Here is a 20,298-nt window from a genome sequence, read left to right as displayed (position 1 = left end):
TGACAGTTAACGATGAAGGTTAGGGTACTACAGTTTAAAACCGGTAGCCACAATGTAGACTTCTCGTGAACGAGCACGAGACGAGTCTGGTTTACGAATCTTGACAGCAGAGAAAAGCTTACGAATTTCATTGAGATAGGCATCGAACCCCTCTCCCTGGAATACCTTCACCACGAAGCTGCCATTAGTGCGTAACACTTGATTGCACATGTCGAGCGCGAGCTCGATCAAGTACATGGCGCGGGCCTGATCCACCTGTTGGGTGCCACTCATATTGGGCGCCATATCAGACATGACCACGTCCACTTTGTCCGGACCAACCCGGTCCAGCAAAGCGCCGAGTACAGTCTCCTCCCGAAAGTCCCCTTGCAGGAAATCGACACCGGCAATGGGATCCATCGGCAAAATATCACAGGCGATGACTCGCCCATTGTCACCCACCTGCTCAACGGCGAACTGGGACCAGCCACCTGGGGCTGCCCCCAGATCCACGACCGTCATGCCGGTGCGAAGCAATTTGTCCTTGCCCTGAATTTCATCAATTTTGAAAACAGCGCGGGAACGCAGCCCCAATTTCTGGGCTTTTTTGACGTATTGATCGTCGAAATGTTCTTTTAACCAGCGGGTTGAGCTGGGGGAACGTTTTTTCTGGGTCATGATTATCGACTTTAAAAAACCACAAGGGTTATTAGTATTAAGGGCTAAGTGGGGGTAGAATACGCCCCTTTCAACCCTGACTTATGAAGAAATTGCCATGATTCTCAACAATAAACAGAAACAGTACCTCAAGGGCCTTGCCCACAGTCTGAAGCCCGTTGTCCTCTTGGGTCAACATGGCCTGACCGAAGGTGTACTGGCCGAGATCGATCTGGCGCTGAACCACCACGAGCTGATCAAGGTTAAGGTTGCGTCTGAAGATCGTGAGATGAAACAACTGGTTATGGATGCAATTGTCCGTGAAACCGGCGCGGTCAAGGTACAGAGTATCGGCCACGTGCTGACTATCTACCGTCAGGCCAACGAGCCGAAAATCCAGCTGCCCCGCAAGTAACAGGAAAGAGCCTCGCTCTTTCCTTCATTTCCCTTCTTCCCAAGTCGCTTGCCAAAGTAGTCGCCAGGCCCTTAACCTGCGATGAATACTCTTGGATACCCGCTATGGATCACCATCAGATTCTCACCGAAGATGAACTGGCCATGCTACGGGACTTGGGGAGCGATCAGGAGATGGCCGCCGGACAATCCCTGAGCGGTTATCTCGCCACTCCCTTGCTCGGGCTGTTGCAACGCGCCGATCAGCTGGTACTCGAAGCCCGCTTTGCCGGGCATCAACTCCGCTTTCCGCTGCGCTTCACTCAGGGAGACGATGGCTTTGTCGAACCACGCATCGCCGCGCCCGTCATCAAGGAGCTGGGTTACCCCCATCTGCGCGCCTGGCGCCTGGATGAAAAGGCCCGCTTCAAGGTGGCCGAAACCGAATATCTGGTACACAGTCTGTCGCTGGATGGGCTTGTCGTGGAAGGCTTGCCGACCAAACTGACCGTCGGCACCACTCTCAGCGGTACCCTGCTCATTCATGAACTGGCCCCGCTCCCCCTCTGCGCCGAGCTGGTCAGGCATATCCATCAGCGCAATGGCGTACAGGGCTGGGCACTCCACTTCCAGATGGCCAAGCCGGACTTGGAACGACTGCGAAGCTGGATGTTCCAGCGCCATCAGGATGCGTTCACCCAGGCTTACCAACCCCGCTAAATACAAACAGGGGAGCCGTGCTCCCCTGTTTCAGGCATCACCTCACATCAGAGGTAGGCGACGGCCAGGATCTCGTATTCCACATCGCCAGCCGGCGTCTTGACGATGACGACATCGTCCACTTCCTTGCCGATCAAGGCTCGGGCAATGGGCGAGTTCACGGAGATCATGTTCTGTTTGATGTCCGATTCGTCATCACCCACGATACGGTAGACTACTTCTTCTTCCGTTTCGCTCTTGAGCAGAGTCACGGTCGCACCGAAGATGACGCGACCATTGTTGGCAATCTTGGTGACATCGATCACCTGGGCATTAGAGAGCTTGCTCTCAATTTCCTGAATGCGGCCTTCACAGAAGCCTTGCTGTTCACGGGCGGCATGGTATTCGGCGTTTTCTTTCAGATCGCCATGTTCACGGGCATCTGCAATCGCTTCGATTATCTGCGGACGAAGCTCGCTCTTCAGATAGTCGAGCTCTTCGCGCAGCTTTTCCGCGCCGCGAACAGTCATCGGAGTATGATTCATAGTCGAAACCTGGGTTGCTTGAAAAAGAGAAGCTGCGGCAATCAAAGAGAGCCGCAGCTATCGGTTCGGATGGGGCATCTTAATATGAAGCCAGCACAAAATCCATGTCAGTCCCTGCGAGCGGGATCGCGCTTTGCACTCAATTCTGCTTGGGCTCAGAGACGCCAATCGGGGCCGACACTGTCGGTTTGCCCTGCATGATGGAGATCTCCACTCGCCGGTTCATACGCCGATTGTCCGGATTGGTGTTGGGCACCAGGGGCTGGGAGTCGGCCATGCCTTGCACCACCAACCGTTTACCGTCAAAGCCAGGCACCTTGATCATCTGGTGAGCCACAGCCACCGCACGCTGGGATGAGAGATCCCAGTTCGATTGAAACAGCTCATTTTCGGTCGCTATGTTGTCGGTATGGCCCGACACGGTTATCTCGCCTGGCACATCTTTCAACAAGCTGGCGACTTTGCGAATAACCGGCCAGAACTGGGGTTGCAAGAAAGCCGAACCGGCCGGGAAGGCGGCTTTCTCACGGATCCGGATGATAATCTGCTGACCAAGGGCTTCCACCTCGATGGCGCCATCTTGAATCTGGGCTTTCATCTGCTCGGCCAGCGCCTTCGCCAGTGCATTTGACTGCTCTTGCTGCTTCTGTGCTTCCTGCTGCTTTTGCGCCTCTTGCTGGGTATCGCCACCACTCAACTGCCCATCAGTCTTGTCATGCCCCCCCGCCTGATCGGCGTCGCCTGGCTGAAAATCAAGCTCTGTCTGGGTCATGTCGATGGTCTGCTGCATGATGGTATCGATAGGGGTCGGCTCGGGGCGACCCGGCCTGAACTCCTGAGCGATGACGGAAGTTCCCTTGGGAATGTCTTTCACTTCCAGAATGCTCTGCACACCAAAAGCATTTCTCATAGAACCGGCGATCTGCTTGAACTTGAGTACATCCATCTCGGCAAAAGAGAGCAGCAGTACGAAGAAACACATCAGCAATGACATGAGATCGGCGAAGGTCCCCATGTATGCGGGGAGACCGGGAGGCGGACACTTGCATTTTGCCATGGCGAAGATTACTCCGTTGCCTGCTCACGCTTGGATTGATGCAGATAATTCTTGAGCAGGGACTCTATCACCCTGGGGTTCTGACCATCCTGGATCCCCATGATGGCATCGAGGATAAGCGAGCGACTGAGTCGTTCTTCCGAATTGCGCAAATCAAGCTTGTCCGCGATGGGAATGGCAAACATGTTGGCAAGGATGGCCCCATAAAGGGTGGTCAACAAGGCAACCGCCATGGCAGGCCCGATGGATTTGGGATCACTCATGTTGGAAAGCATGGCAACAAGCCCCACCAGAGTACCTATCATGCCCATGGCGGGGCCCAAGTCCCCCAGCGCCCGAAAGACCTTGATGGCATTGGTGTGCCGCTCCTCGGTGAGGTCTATGTCTTTTTCCATCACAGATCTCACCACGTCCGCATCATGACCATCGACCAGCATGTCGATCCCCTTTTTCATGAAGGTATTGGGGATCTCGGCAGCTTCCAGTGCAAGAAAGCCCCCTTTGCGAGCCGCATCGGCCAGCTCGACGGACTTGAGGATCAAGTCATCGAGTTTGTCGCCCTTGTACATGAAGGCCTTGCCAGCGACCTTGAATGCCATAAAAAACTGGCCGATGTTGAACTTCATCATGCCAATAAAAATTGAGCCCATAAAAGTGATCAGAATGGAGGGAACATCCACAAACATGCCGACGCCACCACCCAGCACCATGGCATAACCCACCACCCCAAAGCCGAGCACTATGCCTATCAGACTGCCTAGATCCACGTCCCTACTCCTGTCACCGGTTCTGATGTCTATGATAGTTTGTTGAATTTTCTGCTATTACGCACCAAGCGGCAAGGGCCACCATATTTTTCCTTACCCACAAGATGGCTTATTATCGGCCACTTTTCCGAGAGTTTAAGCCGACTGCGCTTTTCTGCCTCCCCCCTGTGCGTCGTCGATGTTAAGATAAGCCGTTTTTTTCAATCCCCGAGGATGAACATGGCCAGTAAGAAAATCGACCGCCTGAGTTTTGATGCCACTCTGGAAGAGCTGGAAACCATAGTTCATCAACTGGAACAAGGTTCCTTACCGCTGGAAGAGGCACTCAAGCAATTCGAACAGGGTGTCCATCTGGTACGGGCTGGGCAGCAGAAGCTGGAGCAGGCCGAACAGAAGATCCAGATCCTGCTGACTCAGGCCGATGGCACTGAGCAAGCGGTCCCCTTCCAGCCAGAGCAAGGAGAGGAATGAGTGACGCTGGACGATTTTTCCCGTCTGCATCGGCAACGTATTGACGACTGTCTGTCTGCACAACTTGAATCCTTGCCCGCCATGGCCCCGCGTCTGCGCGATGCCATGAGTTACGGCCTGCTGCTAGGCGGCAAGCGGGTGCGCCCTTTTTTAGTCTATGCCGTGGGTGAAATGCTGGGCGTCAAACGCGAGCTGCTGGACGGCCCTGCCGCGGCTGTGGAGTGCATCCATGCCTACTCGCTGCTGCACGACGATCTGCCCGCCATGGACAACGATGACTTGCGTCGTGGTCAACCGACAGTACACAAGGCATTTGATGAAGGCACCGCCATCCTTGCCGGTGATGCCTTGCAGACCCTGGCCTTCTCCATTCTGGCAGATCATCCCCTGCCCGACCGGCTTCTGGCCAACCGGGTACGTATGCTAAGCACCTTGGCCCGCGCCTCCGGCTACCTTGGCATGTGTGGCGGACAGGCACTGGATCTGCAGGCCGAAGGCCGCCAGATCAGCCTCCCCGAGCTGGAGCAGGTGCATCGCCACAAGACTGGCGCCCTGATCGAATGCGCCGTGGCACTCGGTGCCCTGTGCAAGGCCGACGTAGACGACACCACACTGGCGGCGCTGCAAACATACGCGGCAGCCATAGGGCTCGCTTTCCAGGTACAGGATGACATCCTCGACATCACAGGGGATACAGTGACACTGGGCAAGCCACAAGGCTCTGATCTGGCACAGGAAAAAAGTACCTATCCGGCCCTGCTCGGACTCGACAATGCCCGTGAGCTGGCTCGCGAACTGCACGGTAAAGCCTTAACAGCCTTGCAATCTTTGCCCTACAATACCGACATTCTGGAAGCGTTTGCCGATTACATCATTGAGCGAACCCACTAAACGCTGGATAACAGTAACAATATGAGCGTTGATATAAGCAATTTCCCCAACCTGGCCCTCGCGGATACGCCGGTCGAGTTGCGATCCCTGCCCTACGAACGGCTGCCGCTGCTGTGCAACGAACTGCGTGAATATCTGCTGCGTTCGGTGAGTCGCTCCAGTGGTCATCTCGCCTCCGGGCTCGGCACCGTCGAGCTGACGGTAGCGCTGCACTACGTCTACAACACCCCGTTCGATCGCCTGGTGTGGGACGTGGGTCATCAGGCCTATCCCCACAAGATCCTGACCGGGCGTCGCGACCGGATGCAAAGCATTCGTCAGAAAGACGGCCTGCACCCCTTCCCCTGGCGCGGCGAGAGCGAGTATGACGTGCTCTCGGTCGGTCACTCCAGCACCTCCATAGGTGCGGCGCTCGGCATGGCCGTTGCCGCCGAGAGCGAGGGCCTGGGTCGCAAGGTGGTGGCAGTGATTGGTGACGGCGCCATCACCGCCGGCATGGCATTCGAGGCGCTCAATCACGCCGGCGATGTCCACAAGGACATGTTGGTGGTGCTCAACGACAACGAGATGTCCATCTCCGAGAATGTGGGGGCGCTGAACAACCATCTGGCCCGCATCATGTCTGGCAAGCTCTACACCACTATCCGCGAAGGCGGCAAGAAGGTGCTGGCGGGGCTGCCGCCGGTCAAGGAGCTGGCCAAACGGGCCGAAGAGCACCTCAAGGGCATGGTAGTACCCGGTACCCTGTTTGAGGAGTTCGGCTTCAACTACATAGGCCCCATCGACGGCCATGATATTGAGGCGCTGGTCGAGACCCTGCGCAACATGCGCAATCTCAAGGGCCCGCAGCTGCTGCACGTCAAGACCAAGAAGGGCAAGGGCTATGAGCCCGCAGAGAAAGACCCCATCGGTTATCACGGTGTGCCCAAGTTCGATCCGGACGAATGCACACTGCCCAAGGCGAGTGGCGGCAAGCCAAGCTTCTCCGCCATCTTCGGCCAGTGGCTGTGCGACATGGCGGCGAAAGACGAGAAGCTGGTCGGCATCACCCCCGCCATGCGCGAGGGCTCGGGGCTGGTCAAGTTCAGCCAGCAGTATCCGGATCGCTACTTCGATGTGGCTATCGCCGAACAGCATGCGGTCACCTTCGCCGCCGGCCTTGCCATCGCCGACAAGAAACCTGTGGTTGCCATCTACTCCAGCTTCCTGCAACGGGCCTATGACCAGGTGATCCATGATGTGGCGCTGCAGGCATTGCCGGTGCTGTTTGCCATCGACAGGGCTGGTCTGGTGGGTGCCGATGGGCCGACCCATCAGGGAGCATTCGACATCAGCTTCCTGCGCACCGTGCCCAACATGGTTGTCATGACCCCGTCCGACGAGAACGAGTGTCGCCAGATGCTCTACACCGGCTATCAGTGCAACCAGCCGGCTGCGGTGCGTTACCCCCGTGGCAGTGGCACAGGTATCGAGGTGCAGACCGAGATGCAGGCGCTCGAACTGGGCAAGGGCCGTGTCATTCGCGAGGGCAAAGGCACCGCCATACTGGCGTTCGGCACCCTGCTGCAGCAGGCCAGGGCTGCCGCCGAGGCGCTGAATGCCACCCTGGTGGACATGCGCTTCGTCAAGCCGATGGATGAAGCGCTGGTGCTGTCGCTTGCCGCCAGCCACGACCAGTTCGTGACCATAGAGGACAACGCCATCATGGGTGGCGCCGGCTCTGCAGTGAACGAGCTGCTGATGCGCAACAAGCAGTGCAAGCCGGTGCTCAATCTGGGCCTGCCGGATTGCTTCGTGGAGCAAGGCACCCAGGAGGAGATCTATGCGCTGCTGGGACTCGACAGCACGGGCATTCAAGCCAGCATAGAGGCCTGGCTGCAAGCCTGACGCAAGCACTGGCTGCAATCGCAAGCAATAAAGAAGGGCGCCTTATGGCGCCCTTCTTGTGTTTTCACTTCTGACCCGAGTCAACCCTTGTAGATCTTGGGGTTAAACACATCCCGCAGCCAGTCACCCAGCAGGTTGATGACCAGCACCAGCACCACCAGACAGATGCCGGGGAAGGCGGTGATCCACCAGGAGCCCGAGAAGATGTAGTTGAAGCCGACACTGATGAGCGAGCCCAGCGAAGGTTGATCCACCGGCATCCCCAATCCGAGGAAGGAGAGAGCAGCCTCGCTCATGATGGCGTTGGCCACCTGCACGGTGGAGATCACCAAGATGGGCGACAGGCAGTTCGGCAGAATGTGACGGAACATGATGCGCGGGGCACGGAACCCCATCACCTTGGCCGCTTCCACATACTCCTTCTTCTTCTCGGCAAGCACAGAGGCACGCACAGTCCGGGCATACTGGGGCCACTCGGCAATGCCGATGATCACCACCAGCATCAGGATGGCAAACTTGGAGTAGAACTCGGAGCCAAAGGTTGCCTGGAAGATGGCGGAGATGATGATGGCCACCATCATGGTGGAGAACGACAGCTGCACATCGGCAAAGCGCATCAGCAGATTGTCGATGCGGCCACCGAAGTAACCGGCGATCAGGCCAATGACGATGCCGAGCACCAGTTGCAACCCCACCGCGAACAGGCCGATGGAGAGCGAAATGCGGGCACCATAGAGGATGGTGCTCCAGATATCACGCCCCTGATTGTCGGTGCCGAGCCAGAAGCGCTCTTCGCCGCCATCCAGCCAGGAGGGTGGCAGCTCCGCATCCATCAGATCAAAACTGGTCTGGTCATAGACGTTGTGCGGTGCCAGCCAGGGTGCCAGCAGCGCCGCCAACACGAACACCACGAACACCGCAAAGCTGAACATGGCTACCTTGTCCCGCAGGAAGTAGTAGACAAAATCAGAGTTCTTGAATCGAGCCCAACGGCTTGGGCTCACAGTCACAGCGTTACTCATGCGCTTACCCCTTGGCGGTCAGGTTGACGGTCGGGTTGATGAACCCGTAGAGCAGGTCGACCAGGGTATTGGTCACCACGAAGATAAGTCCCACGAAGATGACGTAGGCGGTGATGAGCGGCGTATCGACCCGGTGGATCGCCTCAAGAAACAGGAAACCGGTTCCCGGCCACTGGAACACGCTCTCGGTCAGAATGGTGTAGGCCACCATGGTGCCGATCTGCACGCCACCGACGGTAATCACCGGCAGCATGGTGTTTTTCAGAGCGTGCTGGTAGTAGACCTTGTTGTTGTCCAGCCCCTTGGCACGGGCAAACTTCACGTACTCGGAGGAGAGCTGCTCCAGCATCTCGGAGCGTACCAGCCGGATAAACAGCGGCAGCATGATGGAGGAGAGAGAGACGGCCGGCAGTATCAGGTGCAGGATACCGTCCCAGGTGAAGAAACCCGACTCCCAGCCCAGCACATTGGCGGTCTCGCCACGGCCATAGGCCGGCAGCCAGCCAAGCTGGATGGAGAAGAGGTACATCAACATGATGGCGGTCAGGAACACAGGAATGGAGATGCCTATGCTGCTCACGGCCATGATGATCTTGGTCAGGATACTGCGCGGGCGGATCGCGGAATAGACCCCAAGCGGAATGGAGACCACTACTATGATCACGGCGGCGCCAAACACCAGCTCAAGGGTCGCTACCAGCTTGTCGAGGATCACCTCGAGGGCCGGTCGCTTGAAGAAATAGGAGGTGCCCAGATCCCCATGCACCGCATTTTTCAAGAAGCGGCTGTATTTGATGAGGAAAGGATCGTTGAGGCCCATCTTCTCGCGCAATTCGTGACGCTGGGCTTCGGAGACGGATTGTCCCACCAGCTCGCGCAACGGATCCCCCAGGTTGTCCTGGATGGAGAAGGCGACCAGGCTGATGACGAACATCACTATCACGGCCTGATAGAACCGTTTCAGCAGGAATGTAAACATGCTTGTCCTTCTACGTGGCCTGTGTCTTGGCACAGGCTTCTGTTAATGGCGGGGGTTGCCACAGGCTGGCTTCCCCCGCTCAGTCCTTCCTTGCGACTCGCTTACTTGCCGACCACCAGATCGCCGAAGTAAGGGAAGTTCATTACGTTGACGATGGGCTTGATGTCGGCGTTTTTCTTGGCGCCATACGCCAGATTTTCCCAATGGAGCGGCACATAGGCAGCATCATCGATCAACATGGCTTCCACCTTTTGCAGCATGGCAGCACGCTTGGCCGGATCTGTCTCGGCGTTGGCATCCATCACCATCTTGTCAGCTTCTGCGTTGGCATAGCCGGCGCAGTTGTACTGACCCATGCCGGTTTCGGCATTCTTGGTGAAGGTCAGGAACTCGAAGAAGTTGGCCGTATCTTCGGTATCCGAGTGCCAGCCGATCAGCTGCATGTCTGCGGCGCACTTGTCAAACTCGGGCCAGTATTGCGCCACCGGCATGGTCTTCAGATCCACCTTGATGTTGATCTTGGCCAGCATGGCGGAGACTGCCTGGGCAATCTTGACGTCGTTGACGTAACGGGCGGCCGGGGAGATGAAGCTCATCTTGAAGCCCTGCTCGTAGCCCGCTTCCTTCATCAGCGCCTTGGCCTTGGTCAGGTCATATTGGGGTACCAGCGCTTCGTTGTGACCGGCATAGCCTTTCGGGCTCAGCTGACCAGCGGGGGTACCAAAACCCTTGTTGATCTTGTCGACGATGCCCACCTGGTTGATGGCGTAGTTGATCGCCTGACGCACGCGCTTGTCTTTGAGCGCCGGGTTGGTGCTCTGGTTCAGCTCTATGATGATGGCGCGAGTACCGGACAGAGTCACCAGCTGGGTGTCTTTGCCATTCTTGACCCGTTCCAGATCGTTCGGGGCAACCGGGTAGATGACATCCACGTCCCCGCCCAGCAGGGCGGCAACACGGGTCGCATCTTCCTTGATCGGCACCAGGGTCAGGTTGTCAACGTTGCCCTTGGAGCTCTTGTCCCAGTAGTTGGCGTTGCGGGTGTACTCCAGCTTGACGCCCTGCTCGCGGAACTTGACGCTGAACGGACCCGTACCCGAGACATTGGTGGATGCATAAGAGTCACCGTTCTTGACAATCTCGGCCTTGTCTTTGCCTGCTTCCGTCTTGCCGGTATAGAACTTGGAGTCCATCGGGAAGATATAAGTGACGGTCTGCAGCACCAGGGGATAGGGCTTGTCGGTGATGATATCAACGGTGAAATCATCCACCTTCTTGATGTCGGCGATGGGGTCGAAGATGGCCTTGAAGTCCACCGAGTCTTTCAAACGCTTGACGCTCCACACCACGTCATCGGCGGTGAAGTCGTTGCCGGAGTGGAACTTGACGCCCTTGCGCAGATGGAAGCGGACTGTCTTGTCGTCGATACGCTCAAACTTCTCGGCCAGGCGCGGCTCGAACTGCAGATCCTGAGTCCAGCGCATCAGGGGATCGAACACCAGGTGGGACATCTCCAGGGTCTGACCGGAGAGCTGCTCCTGGGGATCCAGCGAGGTCGGATCAGAGGCTACGGCGACCTTGATGTCGGCGGCAGAAACGTTAAAGGCGAGGCCGGCGGCGAACAGCGCCATGGCGATCTTGGATAATCCTTTCTTCATGTCTTTCTCCATGCTTTTGGCTTTCTTATTGACAGACAAACCGGCGAGCCGGTGCTTTCCTAGCTTGCGATTTCCAGCCCCTCACGGGACATTCCCTTGAATTCCGGCATGAGGGAAATCAGCTTGCGGCTGTACTCATGCTCGGCATTGGTAAACAATTTCTCGGTCTCGGCCACTTCCACCAGATGACCGTGCTGCATCACACCGATGCGATCGCACATCTGGCGGATAACCGGCAGATCGTGGCTGATGAACAACATGGTGAGCCCAAGCTCCTGCTGCAGATCCTTGAGCAAGTTGAGGATCTGGGCCTGTACCGACACATCCAGCGCCGAGGTGGGCTCGTCACAGATGAGGAAGCGCGGCCGGGTCGCCAGTGCTCTGGCGATGGAGATGCGCTGACGCTGACCGCCGGAGAACTCGTGGGGATACTTGACCCCGGCACCACGGCCGAGTCCGACGTGATCGAGCAGGTCGTTGACTATCCCCTCGATCTGGCTCTCGCTGCCCGCCAGCTTATGGAAACGGATGGGCTCGGCGATGATGTCACGCACCTTCATGCGCGGGTTCATCGAGGAGTAAGGGTTCTGGAATACCATCTGCATCTGGCGGCGCAGGGGGCGACGCTCACGCTCGCTCTTGAGCGCGGTGAGATCGATCCCCTCGAAGAAGATCTTGCCGGTATCGGGCGGATAAAGCCCTGTAATGGCACGGGCTATGGTGGATTTGCCGGAGCCCGACTCCCCCACCAGACCGAAGGTCTCCCCTTCGAAGATCTCGAAGCTGATGTTGTTGCAAGCCCGCACGTACTGGCGGCGGCTAGGGAAGATCGAATCCTTGGTGACAAACCTCAGGTCCACGTTCTCCACCCGCAGCAGGGCCCCTTCGTAAGTGCGCTCGTCCTGACTCTGACCGAGCCAGTGAGTCTTGAGATCGATATTGGTATCAGGCGCACTGGCATCCTCGATATAGGAGACCAGCGGGAAGCGCACCAGCTTGACGTCAGAGCGGGGCACAGCCGAGATGAGGCTGCGGGTATAAGGGTGATTGGGGCGGCCCAGCACCTGTTCAGTGGTACCGAACTCCACCAGATCGCCGCGATACATGACCGCCACCTTGTCGGTCACGTTGGAGACAACACCCATGTCGTGGGTCACCAGCATGCAGCCCACCTGGCGCTCTTTGCAGAGGTTGCGGATGAGCTGGAGGATCTGATCCTGAATGGAGACGTCGAGGGCCGTGGTCGGCTCATCGGCAATGATGAGCTCGGGATCGCCACTCAGGGCGATGGCGATAACGACCCGCTGACGCATGCCACCTGAGAACTGGTGCGGATACTGCTTGATGCGCAGCTCGGGCTGCGGGATCCCCACAGCCCCCATCAGCTCGAGGGCCTTGGCAAAAGCCGCGTCGCGAGAGAGATCAGTATTGGCCAGAATGGTTTCCACCAACTGCTGTTCAACGGTGAACAAGGGGTTGAGGGAGGTCATGGGATCTTGAAAGATGAAACCGATGCGGGAACCACGGATGGCTCGCATCTCGTTCTGGCTCTTGCCGGAGATGAGTTCGCCGTTGAGATAGATGTCACCACGGGCGATGCGACCCGGTGGGCTCAGCAGGTCGATGACGGCGTTGCCTATGGTGGATTTTCCGGCGCCAGATTCGCCTACCACACCGACGATCTCCCCTTTTTCGACACACAAAGAGAGATCTTTGACCGCGGCCAGCACCCCATAGCGGGAGGGGTACTCGATCCGCAAGTTTTTCACTTCGAGCAAGGACATGTTTACCTCTGCGGGGGACATCCGTCCCAAATAATTCGTCCGTAAATCAGCCGCAGATGCCGGTTTGCCTTGGTACTTATCTTGAGTGCGTGTTCTGAGTAAGAAACGCTCAATCCATGAGGCAGTTAAACCAGCGATCCGGGCGGGTTTTTTGCATTTTTTTGGAATAACCCGCGAGTAACTTAGACGGTTTAACCGCGAGTGTAAATGATCGGGTTATACAATTTCGCAATACTTTGCCTAGTCAGTGGCCATTTCAATAGTCATAAATGATGACTTATGTCACATAACCAGACTATATGACCACCACCAATCATTTTTAGTGCTTTTACTTTCAACAAAGGCGCAACAGACGGGAATATTCACTATCAGCACAATAGCATTAAGCTTCGAATGAGTAGTGAATATTTATGTGAAATGATTTTTAAACGGCAGCATATGCCGGCGAATGAAAATTAAACAGTGGTATATAGGGGGATGCCAGCGTGGTCATCCCCCTGGCCGGGTAATTCAACCCAGCCAATATGCCAATAATTGCATACAAAGCAGGGCGAACAAACCGGCGATGAGATCGTCCAGCATGATGCCGAGTCCGCCGTGAATGCGGCGATCAAACCAGGAGATGGGCCAGGGCTTGAACACATCGAACAACCGGAACAGCACAAAGCCGGCCAGCACCCAGGTCCAGCCGGCTGGCGCCGCTATCATGGTCACGCCAAAGCCGATCACCTCATCCCAGACGATGGCGCCGTGATCCGGCATACCGATGGCGTCGGTGGCACTCTGGCAGATGCGAATACCCGCCACGAATCCCACCATCAGCAGGGCAATGAACCAGGGAGTGGAAAGCCCGCTCACCAGCAGGTACAGCGGTATGGCGGCCAGCGTCCCCATGGTACCCGGTGCCTTGGGAGAGAGACCTGAGCCAAACCCCACCGCCAGAAAATGGAGCGGGTTCTTCAGGTTCAGCCTTTTCAGCTCGGGCTTTATCATAAACAAGGTCATGCGAAGTGATCCCAGCCTTTCAATTGCAGCTCGACCGTTTGCTCGCCGCGGACATAGTCGATACCCGGCTCACCGGCCAAGATGCGGCCGATCCGGGTGAACTTGACGCCACAGTTGGCGAGTGCCGTGTCCAGCGCGCCGCGATACTCCTCGGGCACGGTGAAGCAGAGCTCGTAGTCATCGCCCCCGGCCAGCGCCAGCTGCCAGGCATCCAGCTCCGAGACCGCATCCTGCAGCACGGGCGAGAGGGGCAGCAGACCAAGGTCAATCTGGGCCCGCACCCCGGAGGCCTTGAGGATGTGACCGAGATCCGAGGAAAGCCCATCTGAAAGATCCAGCGCACTGCCCGCCAGCCCGCGCAGGGCCTGGCCGGCCAGAATACGGGGATGGGGATGATCGAGCCTGGGCAGCACGGCGGCCAGCTGGTTCTCGTTGAGGGTGCGCTTGCCAAGCAGATGGGAGAGCGCCAGGGCGGCATCCCCCAGGGTACCGGTCACATAGATGCCATCACCGGCCTTGGCGCCGCCGCGCATCAGGGCCCGGCCTGCGGGAACGGATCCCTTCACCGAGACTGTGATGGAAAGCGGGCCGCGGGTCATGTCACCGCCCACCAGCGCCACATTGTAGTATTCGGCCAACTCCAGAAAGCCTTCGGCAAAACCTGCGACCCAACTCTCATTGATGGCGGGCAGGGTCAGTGCCAGCGAAACCCAGCGCGGCTCGGCCCCCATGGCGGCGAGATCGGACAAATTGACCGCCAGCGCCTTGTAGCCAAGATCCACCGGATCCATGTCGGGAAAAAAATGGACGCCGCTCACCAGGGTGTCTGTGCTCACCGCCAGCTGGGTATCCGCTGGCAGGGTCAGCAGGGCGCAGTCATCTCCAGGGCCCATCACCACGTCCTTGCGGGCGTGGGGGATCTTGAAGTACTTATCAATCAGCTCAAATTCACCCATGCAATAAAAAGCCAGCGGTTAGGCTGGCTCCTCTCTTCAAAGCGGTTCACGATCTTGCTGCGAAGCCGTAAACACACTCGTGATGCTGATGGACATCAGGATCAACGCTTGTTCAGCGTCTTGATCACCTTGTCCAGTACACCGTTGACAAACTTGTGGCTGTCATCGGCAGCAAAGGCCTTGGCCAGCTCGATCGCTTCGTTGATCACCACACGGGGCGGCACATCATCGCGACGGGTCAGCTCATAGGTCGCCAGACGCAGGATCGCCTTGTCCACCATGTCCACTTCTTCCAGCGGACGGGAGAGGAAAGGTGCAAACACCTTGTCCAGCTCGTTGCAGTGGAGGGCTACCCCGAACAGCAGATCGCGGAAATAGTTCAGGTCCACACCCTTGGTGTCCTGATCGATCTTGAACTGCTCTTCGATGTCGCCCACGTTGGCCCTGGTCATCTGCCACTGGTAGATGGCCTGGGTGGCGCAATGGCGGGCTTTACGGCGCTCGGACGGTTTCAATGTACTTCTCCTCGTTACACGTCCAGCTGTTTCAGGACGTTGATCATTTCGAGCGCGCTCAGTGCAGCCTCTGCACCCTTGTTACCCGCCTTGGTACCGGCTCGCTCGATGGCTTGTTCAATGTTTTCTGTGGTCAGCACGCCGAAGGCAACCGGAATTTCATATTCCATCATTACCTGGGCCATGCCCTTGCTGCTCTCGCTTGCCACCAGCTCGAAGTGATAGGTGCCGCCACGGATGACGGTGCCCAGCGCAACTATGGCATCGTATTGACCACTCTTGGCCAGCTTCTTGATAGCCAAGGGAATTTCGACGGCGCCCGGCACGCGTACCAGGGTGAGATTGCTGTCCTGGACTTGACCTTGACGCTTCAGTACGTCCACAGCACCGTCTACCAGGCTTTCGTTGATGAAGCTGTTGAAACGGGCAACGACAATAGCAACGCGCGCCTCAGGAGCGGCGATATTTCCTTCGATAACCTTCATTGGAAATCCTGTATCTGTGCAATCAAAAGGGGCCGGAGTCAAAAGTGCGCACATTCTAGCACAAAGGGGAATCGGACAAAAACATGCATCACAGTTTCGACAACGAGACCTCTATTGACCTTTTGATTAGCTGCTCCGACCTGTTAATAATACCTGGCCCTGGCACGGGGTAAAAATAATAACATCAAGGAGTTCAGTATGTTGGATTTCAAACGCAGCAGTGTCGCCTTCGCCTGCCTGCTGCCACTGGCTGTCCAGGCCGATGCTGGCAGTCCGCGCATCATCGGCGGCAGCGCTGTGACGGCCCCAAGCTGGATGGTTGCCATCGGGGAAGTCGTCAACGGCAATTGGAGCAATTTCTGTGGCGGCACCCTCATCGACAAGCAATGGGTACTCACAGCAGCTCATTGCGTAGGCGATGCCCAGTCCGGCCCCATGGAAGTCGCCATCGGAGTGACTGACCTGAGCCGTCCCCACGCTCGCAGCAAGGTCGACCAGGTGCTGATGCACCCCGAGTATTATGTCAATCTACTGGGCAATCTGGGTTATGGTGAACCCCCGAACGCCTCGGATGTGGCCCTGCTGCACCTTGCCACCCCGGTTACCCAAGCCCCCATTGCCATCGCCGACCCAGCCATTAAGGATACCTGGCAGTGGAGCACGACCATGCTGCATGCCCTTGGTTACGGCGGCACCGACCCTGACGCGACCACATCCAGTCCACAGCTGCTGGCGGTGGATCTCGCCTATCGGGGGGAACGCGACTACTGGTACGGTGACCCCACCACAACCCATATTTTCGCTGGCAACCAGATCGGTCAGGACTCCTGCAAAGGCGACAGTGGTGGTCCGCTGACTTATGGCGGAAAGCTGGTCGGCGTGACCAGCTACGGGGCTTTCCCCTGTGCAACCGGCAGCGCCGGTGGCTATGTCTACGCTCCTGCCTTTAGTGACTGGATCACCAAGCAGCAGCAGGGTGTCACCCTGACCACGATCCGCGGCCTCATCCTGCCCTCCGGCACCAGTGGCTGGGCCGACTACCTGCTTGCCAATCGCAGCAACCAGGCTGTGACCCTGAGCGGCGTCTACAGCGATGCTCCGGCCATGAGCAACAGCTGTCCCGGCCGTCTGGAAGCAGGCCAAACCTGCACACTGCGCCTTCGTGCCGACGGCAACGACACCCTCGGCACGCTTCGCCTGCAGGGGGTAGAACTCACTGTCACTGACGAGCGAGGCGCGAGTCAGCGTCTTGAGGCCGCCCTGATGAGCCTCACCAGCGAACCCACCAAGATCCCGGACACCACAGCGACCACGGCCTCAAATGGTGGTGGCGGTGGTGGCGCCATGGGCCTCGGAGCCCTGTTGCTGCTGCCGCTTGTCTGGCTGCGCCGTCGCCGCTAAGGCAAAACAATAAGGGATGACCGAGGTCATCCCTTATTTCATGGCATCAGGCTTATTCGCCGACGTATTCCACCACTTCCAGGCCGAAACCGCCGAGGGCGTGGTATTTCTTCGGTGAGCTCAAGAGCCGCATCTTGCCAACCCCAAGCGTCTTGAGGATCTGGGAGCCGACACCGACCCGACGCGAAGTACCCTGCCACTTGGCCCCTTCCGGTTGCAGCCCCTTGTCGGCGGCCTCGAAGCCCTTGACCCGCGCCAGCAACTCGGCGCCGTGGGCCTCGGCCCCCAGGATCACCAGCACGCCGCCTTCCTCGGCGATGCGGGCCATGGATTTGGGCAAGGGCCAGCTGCGGGCAGCATGGCGGTCGGTCAACAGCAGATCGCTCAGCACATCGTGCAGGTGCACCCGCACCAGAGTGGGCTGGTCAGCCTGTATCTCACCCTTTTTCAGGGCGAAGTGAACCTGATTGTCGATGGTGTCGCGGAAAGTAATGAGGTCGAACTCTCCATATTCGGTAGGCAGTTTGCACTCGGCCACTTTCTCGACCGTGGTTTCGTGCTGGTTGCGGTACTCGATGAGGTCGGCGATGGTACCGAGCTTGATGCCGTGCTGCTCGGCGAACACTTCCAGGTCCGGACGACGGGCCATGGAGCCATCCTCGTTGAGGATCTCGACGATGACGGAAGCGGCCTCGTAACCGGCAAGACGGGCCAGATCGCAGCCCGCTTCGGTGTGGCCGGCGCGGGTCAGCACGCCACCATCCTGGGCCATCAGCGGGAATATGTGGCCCGGCTGCACCAGGTCGGCGGCCTTGGCATCGGGCGCTACGGCGGCCTGTACGGTGACGGCGCGATCCGCCGCTGAAATACCTGTGGTCACCCCTTCGGCCGCTTCGATGGTCACGGTGAAGGCGGTGGAGAACTGGGCATTGTTGCGATCAACCATCAGCGGCAGCGCCAGCTGCTTGCAGCGATCCCGGGTCAAGGTCAGACAGATGAGGCCACGGCCGTAACGGGCCATGAAGTTGATATCCTCCGGGCGGACACAGGAGGCGGCCATGATGAGGTCCCCTTCGTTCTCCCTGTCTTCGTCATCCATCAGGATCACCATCTTGCCAGCCTTGATATCGGCAATGATTTCCTGGGTTGTGCTCAGCGCCATGGGCTACTCCATCAACTTGCTTCGGGGATTGAGCCCGGAGGCTCACTTTGATACAGAATTATGTTGCTCTAGATGGGGGCTCTGGGCCCCATTTCAATCAGAGCGGGATCACAGAAAATCGTTTTGGTCAGCTGTTTCGCCACTTACAGGAAACCGGACTGGGCCAGTTTCTCCAGGGTCAGGCTGGAGGTAGCAGCGTCCTGCGCCTTGCCTTGCATCAGCCGCTCCAGATAACGGGCTATCTGATCCACCTCGAGATTCACGTGATGACCCGGTTTCCAGCGGGCTATGGTGGTCTCCTGGGCGGTGTGCGGCACTATGGTGAGGCGAAACAAGTCCCCCTGCACGGCATTGACCGTCAGGCTGATGCCGTCTACCGCGATCGACCCCTTCTCGGCGATGTAGCGAGAGAGCTCGCCCGGTGCCTTGATCCAGTATTCGATGGCGCGGCCGCTGCTGGACTTGCTCTTCACCTCACCCACCCCGTCCACATGACCGGAGACCAGATGGCCGCCAAGCCGGGAGGTCGGCATCAGGGCCTTCTCCAGATTGACGGGATCGCCGACTTTGGCCGCGGCGAAACCGGTACGAGACAGGGTTTCCAGCGACACATCGGCGGTGTAACTCTTGTCGCCAAGACCAATCACGGTCAGACAGACGCCGTTGGTGGCAACGGAGTCGCCCAGCTTGACGTCGCCAAAATCCAGCGTCGGCGCGTGGACTGTGAGCGCCATGTCCTCGCCCTGGCGGCGCAGCGCGGCAAGGGTTCCCACCGCTTCGATAATTCCGGTAAACATGCAGATCACCTTGATGATGACGGGGCCAGTTCGGCCCCCGATAACGATTGGAAAATCAGGCTATCCTGGCGGTGATGCGGATATCCTGTCCCACCAGCCGCACATCCTTGATGCAGAGCTTGGGCGCCTGGAAAAGACGGGTGAGCGCTGGCAGATGGAACAGGCCACGCCCCTCATCCCCCATCAGTTTCGGCGCCTGATAAAGCACCAGCTCATCCACCAGCCCCTTGTCCAGCAAGGCACCGCAAAGCCTGGGTCCGGCTTCCACCAGCACGGAATTGATGCTCCGCTTGGCCAGCAGCATAAAGAGGCTGACCAGATCCAGCTTGCCATCCAGCAGGGGCAGCTCCAGTTGCTGCACCCATTCAGGCCAGTCGCCAGCCGCCTTGTGACGGGCCAGCAAGACAGGGCCGGTGCTCTGGAACAGGGGCAAGTCCGGGGTCAGCCGGTTCCGGGAATCGACGATGACCCGCAGAGGCTGGCGCAACGTCTCTTTGGCATAAGTGGCCTTCAGAGAAGGGGGCAGCTCATCCCAACGCACCGTCAGGGAGGCGCCATCGGCCAGTACGGTTTCGGCGCTGGAGAGCACGGCGTCGTGACCGGCGCGCAGCCGCTGCACATCGGCACGGGCCAGGGGGCCCGTTATCCACTGACTCTCGCCGCTTGCCATGGCGGTGCGGCCATCGAGGCTGGCACCGAGTTTGACGGTCACCAGCGGGAAAGCGGTACGCATCCGCTTGAAGAAGCCCGGATTGAGCGCCTCGGCTTCACTCGACAGCAAGCCAAAATCGGTCTTGATGCCCGCTTCCGACAACATCCGCAGACCACGCCCGCCCACCTCGGGGTTGGGGTCGACCATGGCGGCTACCACCCGGGTCACCCCGGCCTTGATCAGTGCCTCGGCGCAAGGGGGGGTACGGCCATGATGGGAGCAGGGCTCCAGGGTCACATAAGCGGTCGCACCACGGGCTTCGTCACCGGCTTCATGCAGGGCATAGATCTCTGCATGGGGTTCTCCGGCTCGTTTGTGCCATCCCTCTCCGACCACAACACCGGCTTTCACCAGCACGGCGCCGACACAGGGATTGGGGGCCGTGGTATAGCGGCCACGGCGGGCCAGTTCAAGGGCCCGATTCATCCATTGGTAATCATCTTGACTAAACATCTGGGCTCCCGTTCAAAGCGAGA

At 58.3% G+C, this 20,298-nt stretch carries 21 protein-coding genes; 6 read left to right on the top strand and 15 right to left on the bottom strand.

What is annotated here, in order from left to right; genetic code table 11:
• Positions 1–27 precede the first annotated feature (27 nt).
• A complete protein-coding gene (rlmE, locus tag GWQ27_RS11905; protein ID WP_005317545.1) occupies positions 28–657 on the bottom strand; it encodes a 23S rRNA (uridine(2552)-2'-O)-methyltransferase RlmE in 630 nt (209 codons plus the stop codon).
• 97 nt (positions 658–754) lie between these two features.
• On the opposite strand from rlmE, the gene yhbY reads away from it, so the two are divergent.
• Together yhbY and GWQ27_RS11895 are read left to right on the top strand one after the other, a co-directional pair.
• A complete protein-coding gene (gene yhbY / locus GWQ27_RS11900) occupies positions 755–1,051 on the top strand; it encodes a ribosome assembly RNA-binding protein YhbY (RefSeq protein WP_005298134.1) in 297 nt (98 codons plus the stop codon).
• Positions 1,052–1,155: 104 nt separating this feature from the next.
• Complete coding sequence (locus tag GWQ27_RS11895) at positions 1,156–1,749, top strand: PilZ domain-containing protein (RefSeq protein WP_087755050.1); 594 nt, start codon at positions 1,156–1,158, stop codon at positions 1,747–1,749.
• A 47-nt stretch (positions 1,750–1,796) separates the two neighbouring features.
• Here GWQ27_RS11895 and greA read toward each other — a convergent pair whose 3' ends face one another.
• The 3 genes from greA to pomA form a co-directional block, all read right to left on the bottom strand.
• Entirely contained in the window at positions 1,797–2,273 is a 477-nt protein-coding gene (greA, locus tag GWQ27_RS11890) for a transcription elongation factor GreA (RefSeq protein WP_005317553.1), read from the bottom strand.
• A gap of 139 nt (positions 2,274–2,412) precedes the next feature.
• Positions 2,413–3,330 carry a flagellar motor protein MotB gene (locus GWQ27_RS11885; RefSeq protein ID WP_159167028.1) on the bottom strand — a complete coding sequence of 306 codons (918 nt, stop codon included), beginning with the start codon at positions 3,328–3,330 and terminating at the stop codon, positions 2,413–2,415.
• Positions 3,331–3,338: 8 nt separating this feature from the next.
• Complete coding sequence (gene pomA, locus GWQ27_RS11880) at positions 3,339–4,097, bottom strand: flagellar motor protein PomA (RefSeq protein WP_111588456.1); 759 nt, start codon at positions 4,095–4,097, stop codon at positions 3,339–3,341.
• 219 nt (positions 4,098–4,316) lie between these two features.
• On the opposite strand from pomA, the gene xseB reads away from it, so the two are divergent.
• Genes xseB through dxs form a run of 3 tightly spaced genes read left to right on the top strand, consistent with a single transcriptional unit; the run spans position 4,317 to position 7,346 of the window.
• On the top strand, positions 4,317–4,568 hold the full coding sequence (xseB, locus tag GWQ27_RS11875; RefSeq protein ID WP_005317577.1) for an exodeoxyribonuclease VII small subunit: 252 nt from the start codon (positions 4,317–4,319) through the stop codon (positions 4,566–4,568).
• Positions 4,569–5,459, top strand: coding sequence for a (2E,6E)-farnesyl diphosphate synthase (ispA, locus tag GWQ27_RS11870; RefSeq protein WP_017411993.1), 891 nt, complete (start codon positions 4,569–4,571; stop codon positions 5,457–5,459).
• Between the two features lie 21 nt (positions 5,460–5,480).
• Positions 5,481–7,346 carry a 1-deoxy-D-xylulose-5-phosphate synthase gene (dxs, locus tag GWQ27_RS11865; RefSeq protein ID WP_275907446.1) on the top strand — a complete coding sequence of 622 codons (1,866 nt, stop codon included), beginning with the start codon at positions 5,481–5,483 and terminating at the stop codon, positions 7,344–7,346.
• An 80-nt stretch (positions 7,347–7,426) separates the two neighbouring features.
• Here dxs and GWQ27_RS11860 read toward each other — a convergent pair whose 3' ends face one another.
• The 8 genes from GWQ27_RS11860 to ribE all read right to left on the bottom strand — a co-directional run bounded on the left by GWQ27_RS11860 (position 7,427) and on the right by ribE (position 15,750).
• Entirely contained in the window at positions 7,427–8,368 is a 942-nt protein-coding gene (locus tag GWQ27_RS11860; protein WP_059111414.1) for an ABC transporter permease, read from the bottom strand.
• A gap of 4 nt (positions 8,369–8,372) precedes the next feature.
• Positions 8,373–9,347, bottom strand: a complete 975-nt coding sequence (locus GWQ27_RS11855) for an ABC transporter permease (protein WP_005317584.1) — start codon at positions 9,345–9,347, stop codon at positions 8,373–8,375.
• A gap of 101 nt (positions 9,348–9,448) precedes the next feature.
• The gene (locus GWQ27_RS11850; protein WP_021138132.1) at positions 9,449–11,005 is read right to left on the bottom strand and encodes an ABC transporter substrate-binding protein; all 1,557 of its coding nucleotides are present in this window, start codon (positions 11,003–11,005) and stop codon (positions 9,449–9,451) included.
• 59 nt (positions 11,006–11,064) lie between these two features.
• On the bottom strand, positions 11,065–12,789 hold the full coding sequence (locus GWQ27_RS11845; RefSeq protein WP_265451911.1) for an ABC transporter ATP-binding protein: 1,725 nt from the start codon (positions 12,787–12,789) through the stop codon (positions 11,065–11,067).
• Positions 12,790–13,299: 510 nt separating this feature from the next.
• A complete protein-coding gene (locus GWQ27_RS11840; protein WP_275907445.1) occupies positions 13,300–13,794 on the bottom strand; it encodes a phosphatidylglycerophosphatase A in 495 nt (164 codons plus the stop codon).
• Entirely contained in the window at positions 13,791–14,750 is a 960-nt protein-coding gene (thiL, locus tag GWQ27_RS11835; protein ID WP_275907444.1) for a thiamine-phosphate kinase, read from the bottom strand. Before thiL ends, GWQ27_RS11840 begins: the two co-directional genes overlap by 4 nt.
• Before the next feature lie 101 nt (positions 14,751–14,851).
• A complete protein-coding gene (gene nusB / locus GWQ27_RS11830; RefSeq protein WP_005317593.1) occupies positions 14,852–15,265 on the bottom strand; it encodes a transcription antitermination factor NusB in 414 nt (137 codons plus the stop codon).
• Positions 15,266–15,279: 14 nt separating this feature from the next.
• Positions 15,280–15,750 carry a 6,7-dimethyl-8-ribityllumazine synthase gene (ribE, locus tag GWQ27_RS11825; RefSeq protein WP_005317595.1) on the bottom strand — a complete coding sequence of 157 codons (471 nt, stop codon included), beginning with the start codon at positions 15,748–15,750 and terminating at the stop codon, positions 15,280–15,282.
• Positions 15,751–15,948: 198 nt separating this feature from the next.
• Between ribE and GWQ27_RS11820 the strand changes: the two genes are divergently transcribed.
• Positions 15,949–17,151 (top strand): serine protease, encoded by a 1,203-nt coding sequence (locus tag GWQ27_RS11820; RefSeq protein WP_275907443.1) that lies wholly within the window; start codon positions 15,949–15,951, stop codon positions 17,149–17,151.
• A gap of 52 nt (positions 17,152–17,203) precedes the next feature.
• On the opposite strand, the gene ribBA is transcribed toward GWQ27_RS11820, so the two are convergent.
• The 3 genes from ribBA to ribD all read right to left on the bottom strand — a co-directional run bounded on the left by ribBA (position 17,204) and on the right by ribD (position 20,275).
• Positions 17,204–18,313 (bottom strand): bifunctional 3,4-dihydroxy-2-butanone-4-phosphate synthase/GTP cyclohydrolase II, encoded by a 1,110-nt coding sequence (gene ribBA, locus GWQ27_RS11815; RefSeq protein WP_096118676.1) that lies wholly within the window; start codon positions 18,311–18,313, stop codon positions 17,204–17,206.
• A 143-nt stretch (positions 18,314–18,456) separates the two neighbouring features.
• Positions 18,457–19,110: a riboflavin synthase gene (locus GWQ27_RS11810; protein WP_275907442.1), complete on the bottom strand. Its 654-nt coding sequence runs from the start codon at positions 19,108–19,110 to the stop codon at positions 18,457–18,459.
• A gap of 55 nt (positions 19,111–19,165) precedes the next feature.
• Positions 19,166–20,275 (bottom strand): bifunctional diaminohydroxyphosphoribosylaminopyrimidine deaminase/5-amino-6-(5-phosphoribosylamino)uracil reductase RibD, encoded by a 1,110-nt coding sequence (ribD, locus tag GWQ27_RS11805; protein ID WP_219591147.1) that lies wholly within the window; start codon positions 20,273–20,275, stop codon positions 19,166–19,168.
• Positions 20,276–20,298: the final 23 nt, after the last annotated feature.

This window comes from Aeromonas sp. 5HA1 (genome assembly GCF_029237245.1).
Taxonomy (GTDB): Bacteria; Pseudomonadota; Gammaproteobacteria; order Enterobacterales; family Aeromonadaceae; genus Aeromonas; species Aeromonas salmonicida.
This window is presented reverse-complemented; position numbering and strand designations above follow the sequence as displayed.